This is a genomic window from Shouchella shacheensis (assembly GCF_001484965.1).
GTDB classification, from domain to species: domain Bacteria; phylum Bacillota; class Bacilli; order Bacillales; family Bacillaceae_D; genus Shouchella; species Shouchella shacheensis.
Map to the genome: position 1 here is coordinate 74,040 of NZ_KQ947394.1, position 15,009 is coordinate 89,048.

14 protein-coding genes are annotated in these 15,009 nt (G+C 42.8%); 2 read left to right on the forward strand and 12 right to left on the reverse strand.

The window, feature by feature from the left end:
• Positions 1-22 precede the first annotated feature (22 nt).
• A complete protein-coding gene (locus AVZ68_RS20820) occupies positions 23-286 on the reverse strand; it encodes a UPF0236 family transposase-like protein (RefSeq protein WP_281176575.1) in 264 nt (87 codons plus the stop codon).
• An 860-nt stretch (positions 287-1,146) separates the two neighbouring features.
• Here AVZ68_RS20820 and AVZ68_RS02620 point away from each other — a divergent pair.
• Both AVZ68_RS02620 and AVZ68_RS02625 read left to right on the forward strand, forming a co-directional pair.
• Positions 1,147-2,259, forward strand: coding sequence for a glycosyltransferase (locus AVZ68_RS02620; protein ID WP_059102999.1), 1,113 nt, complete (start codon positions 1,147-1,149; stop codon positions 2,257-2,259).
• A gap of 176 nt (positions 2,260-2,435) precedes the next feature.
• Positions 2,436-3,695: an MFS transporter gene (locus tag AVZ68_RS02625; RefSeq protein ID WP_059103000.1), complete on the forward strand. Its 1,260-nt coding sequence runs from the start codon at positions 2,436-2,438 to the stop codon at positions 3,693-3,695.
• Between the two features lie 145 nt (positions 3,696-3,840).
• Here AVZ68_RS02625 and AVZ68_RS20635 read toward each other — a convergent pair whose 3' ends face one another.
• The 11 genes from AVZ68_RS20635 to AVZ68_RS02675 form a co-directional block, all read right to left on the reverse strand.
• A complete protein-coding gene (locus AVZ68_RS20635; protein ID WP_245628042.1) occupies positions 3,841-4,257 on the reverse strand; it encodes a type 2 periplasmic-binding domain-containing protein in 417 nt (138 codons plus the stop codon).
• A 20-nt stretch (positions 4,258-4,277) separates the two neighbouring features.
• Entirely contained in the window at positions 4,278-5,222 is a 945-nt protein-coding gene (locus AVZ68_RS02630; protein WP_245628043.1) for an ABC transporter substrate-binding protein, read from the reverse strand.
• A gap of 402 nt (positions 5,223-5,624) precedes the next feature.
• Positions 5,625-6,512, reverse strand: a complete 888-nt coding sequence (locus AVZ68_RS02635) for a carbohydrate ABC transporter permease (RefSeq protein ID WP_082676262.1) — start codon at positions 6,510-6,512, stop codon at positions 5,625-5,627.
• A 16-nt stretch (positions 6,513-6,528) separates the two neighbouring features.
• Positions 6,529-7,470, reverse strand: coding sequence for a carbohydrate ABC transporter permease (locus AVZ68_RS02640; RefSeq protein WP_059103001.1), 942 nt, complete (start codon positions 7,468-7,470; stop codon positions 6,529-6,531).
• A 17-nt stretch (positions 7,471-7,487) separates the two neighbouring features.
• The gene (locus tag AVZ68_RS02645; protein ID WP_059103002.1) at positions 7,488-8,477 is read right to left on the reverse strand and encodes a Gfo/Idh/MocA family protein; all 990 of its coding nucleotides are present in this window, start codon (positions 8,475-8,477) and stop codon (positions 7,488-7,490) included.
• Entirely contained in the window at positions 8,455-9,459 is a 1,005-nt protein-coding gene (locus tag AVZ68_RS02650) for a Gfo/Idh/MocA family protein (RefSeq protein ID WP_059103003.1), read from the reverse strand. The genes AVZ68_RS02645 and AVZ68_RS02650 overlap by 23 nt, the downstream gene beginning before the upstream one ends.
• A gap of 179 nt (positions 9,460-9,638) precedes the next feature.
• Positions 9,639-10,817, reverse strand: a complete 1,179-nt coding sequence (locus AVZ68_RS02655) for an ROK family transcriptional regulator (protein WP_059103004.1) — start codon at positions 10,815-10,817, stop codon at positions 9,639-9,641.
• A gap of 453 nt (positions 10,818-11,270) precedes the next feature.
• Positions 11,271-11,729, reverse strand: a complete 459-nt coding sequence (locus tag AVZ68_RS02660; RefSeq protein WP_059103005.1) for a GNAT family N-acetyltransferase — start codon at positions 11,727-11,729, stop codon at positions 11,271-11,273.
• Positions 11,730-11,781: 52 nt separating this feature from the next.
• Positions 11,782-12,978 (reverse strand): MFS transporter, encoded by a 1,197-nt coding sequence (locus AVZ68_RS02665; RefSeq protein WP_082676285.1) that lies wholly within the window; start codon positions 12,976-12,978, stop codon positions 11,782-11,784.
• 75 nt (positions 12,979-13,053) lie between these two features.
• Positions 13,054-14,136, reverse strand: a complete 1,083-nt coding sequence (locus AVZ68_RS02670) for a Gfo/Idh/MocA family protein (RefSeq protein ID WP_059103007.1) — start codon at positions 14,134-14,136, stop codon at positions 13,054-13,056.
• 1 nt (position 14,137) lies between these two features.
• Positions 14,138-15,007 carry a sugar phosphate isomerase/epimerase family protein gene (locus AVZ68_RS02675; protein WP_059103008.1) on the reverse strand — a complete coding sequence of 290 codons (870 nt, stop codon included), beginning with the start codon at positions 15,005-15,007 and terminating at the stop codon, positions 14,138-14,140.
• Positions 15,008-15,009 lie beyond the last annotated feature (2 nt).

Below are 15,009 nucleotides of genomic sequence, written 5' to 3' on the forward strand. Positions count from 1 at the left end.
CTTTCGTTCCATCAAAAGCCAACTATTGATCCAGGAGATACACGTACTTGCCGGTTTCTCGATCTTGATAATAATTTCTTTGAAGTTCCACCTGACCAAACACGGATTCAAACGTTAACGTTCTCTTGTCCTTGAGATGAAATCTCTTCTTATCTCTCCCCATTGCCATAGCCTGATCTAATTCAAGTAAGGTCTGAACCATCACCTGGGAAAAACTTTCTTGGAGTGCACGGAACGTCAACTGTTCTAACTCTTTCATCGTGATAGTAGATATGATATCTTTCATAGTAGGGACCCTCTTCTCTGTCTAGTTGGTTTTTGTCGACTTTAACTATACAAAAGAGGGTCCTTTTTTTCACGGGATTTGCTTATCCCTACCACGCTTCCGCTTGCTGCCCTTTGATTTCCAGAACCCAGTCTCCTGCGTTCTGGAAATCAAGGGATTTTATTCTCCCATGAACATTTTACTCATACATATCCTTCCCAACTTTTTTCCTTTATCAATGACATGCACTTATGACCGTGCGTTGCTGCTGGTTGTGGCACGCTTTTGAAATAAGACGCGTGTTCAAGAGCCATATTATTTTAAAGGTGAAAATAGTGATCGTGTAGAAATAAGTGTCTAAGGAAAGCTACAAGGATTGTTACGCTTAATGAAGAGAAAAATTGCAATAATATCTGATGTTCATGAATTACAGTGCATTGAAGAAAGTACTAGATAAAATAACTGAAGGTAACTCCATAACGCCAATAAAACCCATACCGATGGAGGCGCCGCCTTGAATGACAAGAGAACAGGATTCCACGAACGGAAAATCGGTTGTCTTTCCCTCTTTCTGCATAAGTATCCAAATCAGTGTCAAAGTCATGAATAAGAATCATAAAACAATCCCCCCGAAATACTATGCAAAAATCGTAGCACATTCTATCGGCGGGACTCATCATTCCTCAATCTGTGGGAATTTGCAAATTTCGGGGCGTTTTATGCGGAAATAAAGTGGTCGTTTACAATATTCAGAAGTTAAAACAAGTCACACAAATTACAAAACAACCTGAGAGTTATAAGATTAGCGTTATTTACCTTAATCAGAGTACAAATTACAAACAACAGAGTATGATTTATTCAAGATAGAATTGGAGGTCAATATGAAAATAAGCGCGTGTGTCTTGACAAAAGATGATGGAGCTTCTCTCGCAAGGTGCTTGGAAAGTGTTTGTGATGTTGTCGATGAAATAATAGTAGTGGATAATGGGGTGAACCCCAAGACTCAGATTATATCTAATAAGTATGGGGCAAAGGTATATTCTTATCCATTTGATTCGTTTAGCTTTAAAGAAGCCAGAAACTTCGCTATTGAAAAAGCAACGGGTGTTTGGATTTTAGGTATCGACTCCGATGAAGCACTCGCTAATAAAAGCAAAGAAAATCTATCGAATTTAGTAAAAGACTCACAAAAAAGCTATGCCTTTCTAATTCAGAACTACTACCCAAACGGGAGGTTCTCTTCTTTTCCTGTTACAAGACTCTTTCCCAATAAAAAAGAAATCGAGTTTGAGAAGGATATCCATGAAACCGTAAATTACTCGTTAGAAAGAACAGGAGTGGTACCTGAAATTTCAACCATCTATGTCCATCATTTTGGGTACCTTGAAGATAACAATCATTTGCTTATGAAAAATCGAAGTTACACTAAACGTCTAGAAACCCAATTGAGTAAACATCCTGATGACGCTGCTTCTTGGTGGTACTATGCTCTTTCTCTGGCGGTAGCAAAAAAATTCAATGACTCATTTAATGCAATTGAGCAGGCCATTAATTTGGACTCATTTAACAAGATACCTAGGACGTTTAAAGCTAGGTTTTATATGGTTACGGACAATTACACTCTGGCTATTTCTACACTAGAAGAAGCATTGGAAATCCAGTCTCAAGCGTTTTGGAATCCTACATTGTATAACTTGCTTGGTATGCTTTACATTAAGCAAAATGCAGTAAATCATGCAAAGGATTGTTTTCTAAATGTGATCAAAGAAGAAAAGAATTTTGCACATGCATGGATTAACTTGGGAATAGCCTATTTTAAAGAGGGGGATAAGGATAACGCTTTAAATAGTATGGTAGAAGCAAGTCAACTTAATCCCTTTTTATTTTCATTTTCCCCAATAAGTAGTCATAGAAATATTTACGCTTTTCAAGAGGATGTAACAGATGAATTCACTCATATTAGGTCCATCATAGATGAATGTTTTTACAGTTAAAATCATTAGTGGTTCGTAAATTGTTCCTATTACAAAAGAGATACTGGACAAAGCATATATGTAAAAGTCAAATTGACAAGGGATTCATACTAAATTCCAGCGACACTTTCATCCCCTAACTTTGTTCTAAAAACGGTTTTTTCAAATCAATATAACTCAATCAAGGAGGTGTTAGTTTGATCGGAAGAAAAAAACTAAGTAAGAAAGAAGGTGGCAAACCACTTAAAAATCGATTATCGATTTTATTTCTGACTCGTGATTTTCGCTCTTTATTGATGGTTAATGTTCTTATGTCCACTCTTGCGGCTATGATGATCCCCATTTTCCCTATTTGGTTGCTAGAAGAGGTTGGATCTTCTGTATCCTTTGTAATGTTCATAGTATCCATTTTAGGGATTGGCAGTATTGTCTTAAACATGGTGATTGGACATGTGAGCGATAAGTTGGGGAAAAGGAAAATTTTTCTTCAGTTGCAACTTATTCTTTCAGCTGTAAGGGGTATTCTTTATGCTTTTTTCCCATATGTGCCTGTAATTATTCTTGCAAGTTGGGTGACTCAAATATCCGCTGGTTCTATCCCTATGGCGATTTTAAAAGACAAAATCCGTGATCATCGGAAGGAAGCATATCAGGGATTTATCACCTCATCAGTTCGCCTCGGCGTTTCCCTTGGCTATGGCATTGGGCCATTTTTAGGAGTAATGATCTACCAGCTTACATCATTTCATATGTTTTTCCTTATTTATGCGGCATTATATTTTGCTTTGTCTTTTTTTGTACAAATGACTATCTCAGATAATAAGAAAGTTGAGGCAACAGCTAAGTCTAAGAAATTGAGGAGCAATCAAACACGAAGAAGAAACGTGCTATTAACCGTTTCATCCGTTGCCTTAGTTGTTTCTATGTTTTTTGGGCACACAGCTTTTCCGACACTCATCACTTTATATGTGAATGATTCATTTAATCCTGCATATTTAGGAGCTGTGTTTGCTGTCGGCCCAATCTCTGAGCTGTTTATATTTCCCCTCGTCGGTTACTTAAGTGATAAGTATGGCAACAAAAAATTACTAGTCTCAGGCGCATTTGTTCAAACACTGTTCTTTTTGGCAATGGGTCTATCTAACAGTATCGTTGTGATTATTGCCTTACAAGCTATCAGTGCTTTTTACGTAGGTGTAATGTTCATTACCTTACTTCTATACATTCAGGATAGCTTTGAAGATCGCGAAGGCTTTTCATCGTCCCTGTATTTTAGCTCTCTAAATCTAGCTACCATTGGAAGCACAGCGCTCGTTGGTGTGCTCCTCTTGAATGTTACGTTTCAACAAGCGTTTTTGCTGCTAAGTTTATTTCCATTTCTCTCTGTTTTTTTAATTCTATATTTAGATAAAGGGCAAGGTGATGCAGTAAATGAGCCAAACAAACAGGCAGAATAAAAGCAATCTTTTTTTAAATCGTACAACAGGTGAGCTCTTACCCTTAAGAATTTGAGCTTGAGTAATATGGACTCTTATATCCCCTTTTAACTCCTAAAAAAACCCGTGACATCATCACGGGCTCATCAAGTACTTTCTATTCGTATTACTGATTATCCTCTGACCAATTTTCTGCTTGTGCCTGCAAATCCTTAAGGAAATCGTCAATGTCAATTTCTTCGCCGGCGGCAATAGAGCTAACAAAGCCGTTTAAACGCGGCGTTAGTTCACCTGAAACAAAAGGATTCGCCTCGTCAACAATAATAGACTGAGAAACGTCCGCGATTTCTCTGTTCTGTTCCGTAAATTTGTCTTCATCTAAAACGAAGTCTGCTTCTGTCAACGTTGGGTTGAATTTAAAGTTATCATATCCCCATTCTTGAGCAATGGGTCCAGCCATAAACTTCATCAATTCCCAGGCCGCTTCTTCATCTTGCACGTTCTCTGCCATAACATATGGATCAATAGGAACCCAACCATTTCCATCAACTCCGAGGTTCATAGCTGGTTCATAGCGCTCCAAGATTTCTTCATTGTCATTTCCTAAATATTCCCCATGACTGCTGCTCCATTTCCGTCTAAATAGATGGCGACATTGTTATTTTCCGTCCCGAAATTCTCCATCCCTTGCGTATTGACAAATTCAGGCGGAGCAAATTCTGTTAATGCTGCATAGGTTTCCATCACTTCTCTCATTTCCGGTGAATTTAGATTCCACTCAATATTGCCTGGGTCATCGAGTGTCCCCTCCCCACCGTTTGCCCCGTAAGCATGCATGAGGGCAATAAACGTTGAGCTATTTAGAGAAGCCCCATCAAACCAAAGACCGAAATTCTGCTCTCCTGTCTCAGGATTCTCCCCCGTCATTTGCGCAGCCTTTTCGAGAATTTCTTCAGGTGTAGGATTATCCGATAAATACTCCACGCCCCAATCATCAAAAAGCTTCTTATCGTACATCGTCATTCGAGCACCGGCAATAGCAGGCAACCCAAAGCGCGTTTCTTCATCAAAGCCGATGACACTGTAGTTTGTCTCCCATATTCCTTCTAAATACATGGAAGTGTCAAAAGACTCATCTTCTTCTATCAGTGTATTAATATCATTTAATAGGCCTCTTTGATGCCATTGTGAAGCAAATGCACCACCTGTATAGAGCACATCGACATCACTTGATTGCAATAGAGCCGTCTGTCCAGCCATTGCATTCTCCCAAGGAACGGTCGTCACTTCCACGGTGATATTCGGGTACCTTCCATTAAATGAAGTTTCAATAAATTCTTCAAGCCCAACAACAGGAATACCGGTAATGGGATCGACACCATTTTCAAGCTGCATCCCCGCTACGGCAAGTCGTACATTTCCTTCCATTTCTGAAACCACTTCAATCTCATCCGCTGATTCTACATTGTCCGAAGAGGAGTCAGACGAACAAGCTCCCATCACCAATACAGTCGCTGCCACCGGAATAAGCCCCATCCATTTTTTCATAAGTAAACCTCCCCGTTATTTAAAAGTGTAAGCCCTTCATAAAACGTAACATTCCTCTACTAGCTTTCAAACGCCGTTCTTATAGTCTTGCGCCACTTCCCCTAGATGATTGAGGTACGATTCTCGCCCCTTTCTCACAGCCTTTCACGCCTTTAAACTCTATGAATACTAACCGTCCTACTCATGTTCTTTCACCGCCTTCATACTCTCTGCTACCGGAAGCTCCTCACGGACAGCCTTCCCAAGGGCTCTTCATTTCTGATGGATAACCTAGTCGTTTTTGAAGTGAAGCATCCATTCGTGTTCTCTAAAATCGTCATTTCCTCATTCGGGATGTCGCCCTTCCGACTATTAGAGTTCGATTCAAGTTCATGCGCATACACTCCTTTCAATTTCTTTTTTTTATTGCTTAATCCCCGAAAGTGCAATGCTTTCGACGATGTATTTCTGTAAGAATAAGTAAAGAATAACAACAGGAATTAGGCTGACAGTTGTTGCCGCAAGAATAATGGATGGCAACGGTGAAGACTGATTATATGTGAACAATGCTAAGCCAAGCTGAATCGTGTATTTATCTGGAGTATTTAATGCAAGTAGTGGCCAGAGCAGGTCATTCCAAACGGCCAAAAACTGCAAAATTGCCATCGTTGCGATGATTGGTACGCATAGTGGCAAATAGACACGAAAGAACACTTTGAACTCTCCGGCTCCATCAATGATGGCCGCTTCTCGAAGTGCCGAGGGCATCTGGTCAATGAAAGATTTCGCTAAAAATGTCCCGAACGCATAGTTCAATGCTGGGAGGTAAAAAGCCCAATACGTATCAAGTAAATTCAAGTTAGAGAACAACAAGTACTGAGGGATCATCGTCATTTCAAACGGGATCATCATTGTACTCAAAGCGAGGACAAGCACAATCATGTACCCTTTAAACTTTAATTTGGAGATGGCGTAGCCTGACATCAGAGCTGACATCAAGCTAATGGCAATGACCCCAAAAGAGACAACAAAAGAGTTAAACATATAGCGCAGCATTGGCATATTCGAAAAAGCAGCCGTATACGTATCGGTGGAAAAATCCGCAGGCCAGAACCTTGGCGGGAACGGAATGTTTAACCTTGCTGCCCAGTCAAAACTTGTTAATAACATCCAAATAAAGGGAATAACCATAATAAGGGAGCCAAGGGTTAACAGGATAACCAAAGTGTTCGCCTGTACTTTCTTCGTGCGCTTGTAAGACGGCTGAGGCGAAAACTTACTAATTGGGCCAACTCCAATGTTTTTTTCCATATTCCGAATACCCTCCCTAGTCAAATTGATTTTTCTTATTCACGCGCAGCATGATAATGGTTAAGACCAGGATCAATAAGAAAAGCAAATAAGAGGCTGCTGTGGCGATTCCCATTTGGTTAGAATGAAAGGCGTTTCGATAAATATACAACACAACACTCATCAGAGAACCACTTGGATTCCCTGCAGTTCCTCCAATTAGCCAGACGTCGGTAAATCGCTTCATGGAATTTATTGTTGTTATAATAACCATGAACATAATGATCGAGCGCAAGTATGGTACTGTGATGTAGAACCATTTCTTAAACCAGTTGGCACCATCAATTTCCGCTGCTTCGTACAAATCATTTGGTACGCTTGTTAAAGCTGCTAGAAAAATAATTGTGTTGTAGCCAAGCATTCCCCAAAGTGTCATTAGCACAATACTGAACCTTGAGACATTTGGGTCTGTAAACCAGCCAACAGGTTCAATACCCACCCAGCCAAGCACATAATTCAAAATTCCAGCATTGCCTGGATGAAAGATTAACTGGAAGAGAATTGCCGTAGCAACCATAGAAACAACATTTGGCAAAAAATATACACCTTTAAAAAAATTTCGCCATCGCGAACTTGGCACATTGTAAATTAACGTAGCCAGTATAAACGATAGGCTTACACCTAAGATTACAGTAAAGACCCCCATATACAATGTATTTCCAAGCGCCTGCCAGAACATAGAATCATCAAGGACACGCTGGTAATTACCAAAGCCCACCCATGATCCGGCAAGAGAACCCGACGAGCGCTGGAAGCTTAAAATGAGGGCTGCAATCATTGGATAGATCGCAAACGCAAAAACACCAATGATAAGCGGTGCTGAAAAAGCGAGACCGGCCCAGTCCTTCGATGATAAGAATTTCTTTTTTGGAGGCTTGCCATAAGATAAATTAGTTGCTACCGCTGGTTTTTCTTCCATATCGAACCCCTCCTCTATCACGCAAGATGCGGTTTCATTTGAACCGTTTGGTTGGAAGCAGCAGACCGGTAAACAGCTTGAATGACCTCTACTGTTTTCTTGCCATCTTCGCCTGATATAAATGGCGGTTGCCTGTATTGAATACGCGCGATAAAATCATCGATTAATCGTTGGTTCATGTCCTCGGACCAGTTCAGCTGTTCCGTTCTCTCAGAAACCCCTGCATAATAGGTGAAATGCTGGGCGAGAATGTCAACCTCAAGATTTCCCTTTGTCCCAATCAACTTCATCCTTACATCCCCCCACTTCGGAAACGTCGTTGGTCTTGACCAACTAGGGTCAATGGTAACAAACGTTCCATTCGTAAGCTCTGCAAGGACGAGCCCACAGTCTTCTACTTCAATCGCATGAAAACGAGTATCAAGTTCGGCATACACACTTTTCATTTCCGTACCCAGCATCCAGTAAAGGAGATCCATAATGTGAACGATACGATCGGTTGCCGCGCCTCCACCAGAAAGCGACTTATTCACGAACCAGCCACCTGGCATTTGTCCTTGATTGGTGGCATTTACCGCAACTACCCTTCCAATTGTATCCTCATCAAGCAACTTTTTTGTCTTGGTTATGATAGGTGAAAAGCGGACTGGATGAGCGACGTGAAGGGGCACATTTTCTTGATGGCAAGCCATGATCATTTCTTCAGCATCCTTGGTCGAAGTAGCTAAAGGTTTTTCACATAAAATCGCTTTTTTCGCCATGGCTGCAGCCAAAACGTGTTCTTTGTGCTTTGTGTTTTCGGAACATATTACCACGGAATCGATACCCGATGAAAAAAACTGGCTAAGATCCTCATAGAAAGCTGCTTCGTATGCGTTAGCAAAACGTCTGCCTCGAATCTCATCCTCATCCCAAACTGAAACTAGGTTAACATCAGAGTGTTTTATCAACGCCTTTGCGTAAGCACCTGCGTGCAAGTGGGCACTACTCAGCAGTCCAACGTTCATAATGAGGGTCCCCTTTCCCTAGAGTCACAGCGTGCCCAGTTCGACTTGACTTGATGGCCGCTTCAGCCATTTCTATGGCGTATAATGCTTCGTCCGGTATAATACAACTTTCCTCTTGTCCTCCAATGACACGGATAAAGTGGTTTAACTGGGTTTCATAAGGAGATTGAGCGAGTATTGTCGTAGGAAGCAATGCTTCTTTTGCCTCAGCCTGATCACGAACGGTCAACTTGAGAGGTGTACGATTGGCACTTTCTGATGTAAGCAACCCTCGGTCTCCTGTCAGTTCAAAGGATGTCTGAAACTCATTCGCAGCCCAGGAAACTTCTACGTGACAGATTGCACCACTCACAAGACGTAATATGATGAGCCCATATGAGTATGAAGACCCCTCCTCGTCTTTTGCCACTCGTTTCGCTGTGAGCCGCTCAACATTTCCAAAAGTCCAATGAATCCAGTCTAGGTCATGGACAGCCAAGTCTAGAAAAAGCCCCCCGCTTTTTGATTCATCCTTGTACCATGCATTTCTGCCCGCTGGAGCCCTTGTGGCACGGCTCATTCGAATTAATCCTGGCCTGCCAATTTTCCCGTTCAGCACCTCTCTTCTCGCTGATTTATATTCAGGAAAGAAACGAAGGGTATGCCCAACTAGAAGATGAACACCGGCTTTCTTGCAACAATCAATCGCCACTCTAGCTTCCTCACTTGACAGTGCTAGCGGTTTTTCACAAATAATATGAGCTCCTCTCGCCGCTGCCTTTTCAATCCAATTCAGATGAGTAAAAGTTGGTGTACATATAACAACAATATCTAAGTCTGGCAGTTCTTCGAGACTAGTTACAATCGGTGTCATTTTAAACTCTGATCTCTCTTGATGTATCTGCCGGCTAATAATGCCAACAAGTGTGACTTCTTCCTTTGTTTTAAGCATCGAATAATAACGCTTTGCTAAGTGCCCACTTCCGACAATCGCGATATTCATCCAGTACTCCTTTCTAGAGTCGATGTACTTTCTGAAGACTGACCAAGTGTTACTTTGCGCACTCTACTGAGGTACCAATCCAATCCAGTACATTCCACTTTCACTCCATCAACGAGAGCGCTACCATAATAATATTAGAACTCTTATGCCCAGGGGAAACTCTCCTTTTTACTCTATTATTACAAGGAAAACTCAAAAAAATCGTGAAGCAACACTGTGGCAGCCCCTTTAATCCCCGCATCCGGACCAAAGGAAGCTCCTTGAATAACTAGGTTATTCGAGAGTGAAGAAAGAGATCTCTGTTTGACTTTTTCACTTAATTCTTTCACGAACTCTGGAAGCAAGTACGGCAAGCTTCCACCAAGGTGTACGAAAGAAGGGTTATAAATATTAACAAGATTCACGATGCCCACCGTTGAATACTCTAAAACATCCTTATAAATGGCTGCCGCAACTGGTTCTCCTTTTCTTAATCGTTCGCAAAAAACCTCCGGTTTCACTGAATCTTGAGAGGAATAAACCAGTTTTTCTTTGGCTAAGTCCTCTTTCAATCGGGCTTCAATCGCGCGCCAGCTAATGTAATTTTCAATACACCCCCGATTGCCACATTTACATGGAAGACCGTTGGCATTTACTGACGTATGACCGAACTCTCCTGCCCCTCCATTCGCCCCCCGCGTAAGAGCCCCATTCGTAAAGAAGCTCGCCCCAACTCCATCTCCGATTGCAACGTATAGCAAATCGGAATCACCTTGTAGCTTGCCAAGGTATTTTTCAGCGAGCAGCAAACCATTCGTATCGTTCTCAACATAGCACTTGATCGAAAACCTTTCTTCTAATATATCTCTGAGCGGCAAATCATATAAATCCAATCGATTATTATGTTGAATAATGCCTTGTTCAGAGTCCACGATACCTTGAACAATGACAGATATCCCTTCACAGTCTTTCAAATCTTCTTCCTCGTCTATAAAAAGTTGGAGCTTTTCTACTAAAAGTTCAAGAAAGCGGCCGTCATTAGGTATGGCATGATGAACTTTCTTCTTTACATCTATCGCCAAATTCACCTTTCCGATAGATAATTCCAATGAATCAATGACGACGCTAATAACGAACCTAGACTCTGGATTAAACGCCAGCATTACCGGCCTCCTGCCTCCATTAGAAGATCCGCTCCCAACCTCCTTTACAAGTGACTGTTCCAGGAGTTCGCCAACGGCAGAAGTTACTGTCGTTGGACTTACCCGGATCTTCTGAGCAACTTGAGAGCGGGAAATCGGACCGCTTTCTCTAATGGTGTTCAAAATAATGGAGCGATTCAGTTGCTGCATTAACTTTAAATCCCCTGTACGCCTCATTCATTCACCTCCTTATGCAAAAAACCCTTTAATGTAAGCGTTTAACATTTTTTGTTTACTAATTGATTTCTGCCTTTCTTTATCATTTTTGCAGAGTTTCTTAATACCATGTTCGCTTGTCTGCTTATACAGACTTTATTTTTCCAGTAACTTTATTAAGTTGATAATACCAGAAAGAAAAAATTTAATCAATACTATTCTGACTTTTTTGCGGAAAATCTACGGTGTCGTAAAAAGTGTAAAGATGCTACATACATGTGCGTTGGTCATATAAACCGGTAATCCTGCCAGTGTGTCTCTGGATTCATCAATTAAAGATGAAGGGATAATCCAGCATATGGATAACCCAAGAGAACCTCTTCTTGATCCAATTATGTTTGTCAAGAACGTGACTCGTTTCCGTAATTCTGATTCCGGAAACATATTCTCATAACTAAATCTCACCAGCCACTTTTACCCTCTAAGCATGCCACGATAGATCCCCGGTTTTGAATTCGGAATTTCAATCGCTCCAAGCGCCTTCTCATAAAACTCCACAGGCCCTGCACCACCGATAATTCCATATCCATACCCGTTTTCCCTCATCGCGTGCATCGCGCGAAAAAGAAGAGCCTTGCCAACTCCCTGTCCTCGTACTTCCTCCTTCACACCTGTTGGACCGAAGAAATTTTTCAACGTAGCGTCGTAGCAGGCAAAGCCAAGCAGTTCTTGATCACGAGTAGCAATATAGCAGGCCACCGGTTCTCGGCTAAAGGCGACATCACACTCGTCTGCCCAGCCCGCGTTGAAATGCTTCTGCACCCAGTCCAGAACAAGGCGCTTTTCTGGCGCAAGAGCTCTACGAATCACAATTTGCTCGCTTGCAAATGTCTCTTCAGGCACCGTATACAAAGGCACTAGCATATCGCTCATTTTTAACATCCTCTCTTGTTTTTTCGAAACTCTAGATTCGATTGCTCTAGCTTTATCTACTTGAAACTTCTTTCCTATCTTCGTATTTTTCGACCTTTCTTAATCGCCACCACATCAGCGTAAAACCAACTACACCAAAAACGGTCAGTACCGCTGAAAATGTGTACATCGTTCTCGGTCCGAGCTCTTGAAATAACCAGCCCCCTAAGAAGCCAGCAATGATCCCAGAAACTCCACCCCAGGTGAGAGCGTACACGGCTTGCCCACTGGCTCTTAGTTGAGAAGGAATAAGCATGGCCGTTAAAACGGTACCGATGTAGTAGTATCCGCCAAAGGTTACACAATGAAGCATTTGATAGAACATGATTTCAAGAGGGCTTGTTGCAGACGCCATCAGTATCCATCTTAGGAGATAAAGAGAGCTGACAGCAATTAAACACCCCATCATCGTCTTGAGATCTTTTTTCAAGAATCGATCAAGCAATAGAAATACAGGAGCTTCAAAGATCGCTGTCAGAAAAGCGGCCCACCCGATGAGAACAACAGAGCCACCCAGCTGATCGATGTAAAGAGAGAAGAAAGTCTGATTCATTGAATTCGGTACGGAAATGAGAATACCAAGAAGAACGAAGAGCATGAAGTACTTGTTTCCAAAAAAAGCTCGCTTGTAGTCCTCCCTCGTGAGCTTCGTTCGTTTTGTCGCCTTGCTTCGTGGGAGTTTAAAGCTACAGATGATAGTAATAAGAAGAAGAATTGTGTAAAGCACCCAAAGCTGTTCAATCCCAATCAGATCAATGAGAGGACTTGCGGCTACGGCAAGAAGAGCCCACCCCAGGGAACCCCAGGCACGAATGGAACCGAACTTATGCGCCGTCCCCTCCACCGCATTTAGGATCATGCTGTTGCTTTGAGAAAGCAGCGGTGTTTGAAACATGAAAAAGACGAGCATCGCCATGAAAACATACGTGAGTGATTGCAATTGAAACACAAACTGCACAATGATCACATTTCCTATTAACATCACGATCAACACGCGCCTGATATCCTGCAAGCGATCGCTCCAATACCCCCAGAAAGGATTGGCAAAGATGGAAACGAAAGGACCACCTGCCATCAGCATCCCGATCGCCACTTGGCTTAAGCCGACTTCTTGAAAGTAAAGCGGAAAAAAGGAAAGCAAGATGGAGATGGACCCGTAGAGAAAGAAATTAAACACTTTCAGCATGGTAAACGGTTGCTTCTTATTCATCGAACCCATAGTCTCCTCTTAAGTAAAAGGGCGCCAGAACTCACGAACCACTGGCGCCTGCAGCCCCCGCCCCCCTTAGATCATATTGGGGCTACCCTCAAAGACAATCTCTTTTTGCTGTTCACTTGCCTCATAAATCCCGCAAAGAATCTTCATCATCTCCACGCCATCTTCGACCGGACTTCTCGTCTCCTCTTCTCCTTGACACACTTTCAGAAACCAATCAATTTCATTTTGAAAAGCCTCACCAAAATCAAGCGTTGTCTTATCCACTTGTGGAAGAATGTTCAGCATCGTATTGTACTTCTCCGACACAAGCTCTAGTTTCGGTTCGACCACAGCCCCGCCTTTTGTCCCGTAAAGCTTCGCTGACATTTCGTCTTTTTCCGCATGAATGGTGTAGCTAACATCGACGCTCATCGATGCGCCATTTTCAAAGCGAATGAGTGCGTTCGCAAAGTCTTCAACAGAATTCTTGGAAGGATCGTAATCGGCGGCCTTGTAGAACGAAAGATGCTCGACGTTGGCACGGTTGCCGAGATGACTGTACACATTGCCGCTCACTGATTTCACTTTCGGGCGTCCCATCAGATACCAGAGCACATCAATGACGTGAATACCAATATCCAGAAGCGGACCTCCGCCAGAACGTTCCTTATCAGCGAACCATCCACCGGGGTTGCCGAGTCTACGAAGCGTAACCCCACGCGCGTAATAAACATCGCCAAGATCCCCTTGATCAACAAATGTTTTGACGAGCTCTGTATTCGAGGCATAGCGACGCACAAAGCCTACTTGAAGCTTCCTCCCTGTTTCTCTGACAGCTTCCTCGACTTTCAGCGCTTTTTCCACGCTTGTCGACAGTGGCTTTTCCACAAGCACATCCTTGCCTGCGCGGAGTGCATCAATGGCAATTTCTGCGTGACTATTGTTCCATGTGCAGATGCTAACCGCTTCAATCTCTGGATCTTGAAGTAGCTCTTCATGATTTGTGTATATCCTTTTCGCTCCGTAAAGCGCCGCTTTCTCCTTAGCGCGCTCCTCGTTTTGGTCACACACGGCCACGAGCTCCGCCTTATCACTTGCTGCATACGACTTCAGATGCATATCCGAAATGCTGCCAGCGCCAATCACTCCAATTTTCACTTGTTCGCTCATTTTACTTCACCCGCTCTTTCCATAATTGTTTGATTGAATCAAGTCCCAGTTTTGCTCCTTTGCGACAGTCTTCCATTCCTTCAAATTCAATCGACACATAGCCATCATAGCCAGCTTCTTGGATAAGGGCTGTAATTTCAGGAATTGCGACATCCCCATGACCGACAATCGCCCCGCGCAAGTAACGACCATTCGCTGTCTTGATCCAGCCTTCTTTAACAGGTAAAGAAGCGTCGCGGTAGTAAAAGTCTTTAAAATGAACCATCGATGCGTATGGCAGATTATTCGCCACTGCAGCGACTGGGTCCTCATCCACACAGAGGAAATTTCCGACATCGAGGGTTGTTTTAAAATTGTCTCGATTCACTGCACGGACTATCCGCTGCACTCGTTCGCTTGCCTGCACGTAGAAGCCGTGGTTCTCAATACTTGTAATGATGTTGTACTGACTGGCGTAGTCTGCAATTTCCTGACACGCAGCGACAAGCTTTGGCAAGTCTTCTTCAAAAAACGCGTAGGACGTCTCCTCCAGCTTACGCGAAGCGACATCATGTCGCATCCGCGAGACCCCGAGTCGAGCGGCTATATCCACTTGCTTCTTCATCGTCTCGATTTCCGCGCGGTAGTCCTCTTCTGACTCTTGAATGAAGTTAGCGCCAACCGCATAGTTGGAAATTTCTAGCCCTCGTGCTTTGGCCTTGCTTGCAATCTCATCTACGAGCGCCGGATCCTCGAGCAAATTGAAACCGACGGGAACAATCTCAATATGTTCCCCTCCAACATCCGCGACATAATCGACAACGTCTAGAATGGTCATTTCCCCCGCCTGCATCGCCTGGTGCAAGCTATACGAACTAATTCCTGCCTTCATCA

Bases quoted from the DNA above. Each gene is read 5' to 3' on its own strand.
- AVZ68_RS02650 (WP_059103003.1), bottom strand. From the start codon at position 9,459: ATGAATATCGCGATTGTCGGAAGTGGGCACTTAGCAAAGCGTTATTAT.
- AVZ68_RS02645 (WP_059103002.1), bottom strand. From the start codon at position 8,477: ATGAACGTTGGACTGCTGAGTAGTGCCCACTTGCACGCAGGTGCTTAC.
- AVZ68_RS02670 (WP_059103007.1), bottom strand. From the start codon at position 14,136: ATGAGCGAACAAGTGAAAATTGGAGTGATTGGCGCTGGCAGCATTTCG.
- AVZ68_RS02655 (WP_059103004.1), bottom strand. From the start codon at position 10,817: ATGAGGCGTACAGGGGATTTAAAGTTAATGCAGCAACTGAATCGCTCC.
- AVZ68_RS02675 (WP_059103008.1), bottom strand. From the start codon at position 15,007: ATGAAGGCAGGAATTAGTTCGTATAGCTTGCACCAGGCGATGCAGGCG.
- AVZ68_RS02630 (WP_245628043.1), bottom strand. From the start codon at position 5,222: ATGAAAAAATGGATGGGGCTTATTCCGGTGGCAGCGACTGTATTGGTG.
- AVZ68_RS02660 (WP_059103005.1), bottom strand. From the start codon at position 11,729: ATGAGCGATATGCTAGTGCCTTTGTATACGGTGCCTGAAGAGACATTT.
- AVZ68_RS02635 (WP_082676262.1), bottom strand. From the start codon at position 6,512: ATGGAAAAAAACATTGGAGTTGGCCCAATTAGTAAGTTTTCGCCTCAG.
- AVZ68_RS02620 (WP_059102999.1), top strand. From the start codon at position 1,147: ATGAAAATAAGCGCGTGTGTCTTGACAAAAGATGATGGAGCTTCTCTC.
- AVZ68_RS02640 (WP_059103001.1), bottom strand. From the start codon at position 7,470: ATGGAAGAAAAACCAGCGGTAGCAACTAATTTATCTTATGGCAAGCCT.
- AVZ68_RS02665 (WP_082676285.1), bottom strand. From the start codon at position 12,978: ATGAATAAGAAGCAACCGTTTACCATGCTGAAAGTGTTTAATTTCTTT.
- AVZ68_RS20820 (WP_281176575.1), bottom strand. From the start codon at position 286: ATGAAAGATATCATATCTACTATCACGATGAAAGAGTTAGAACAGTTG.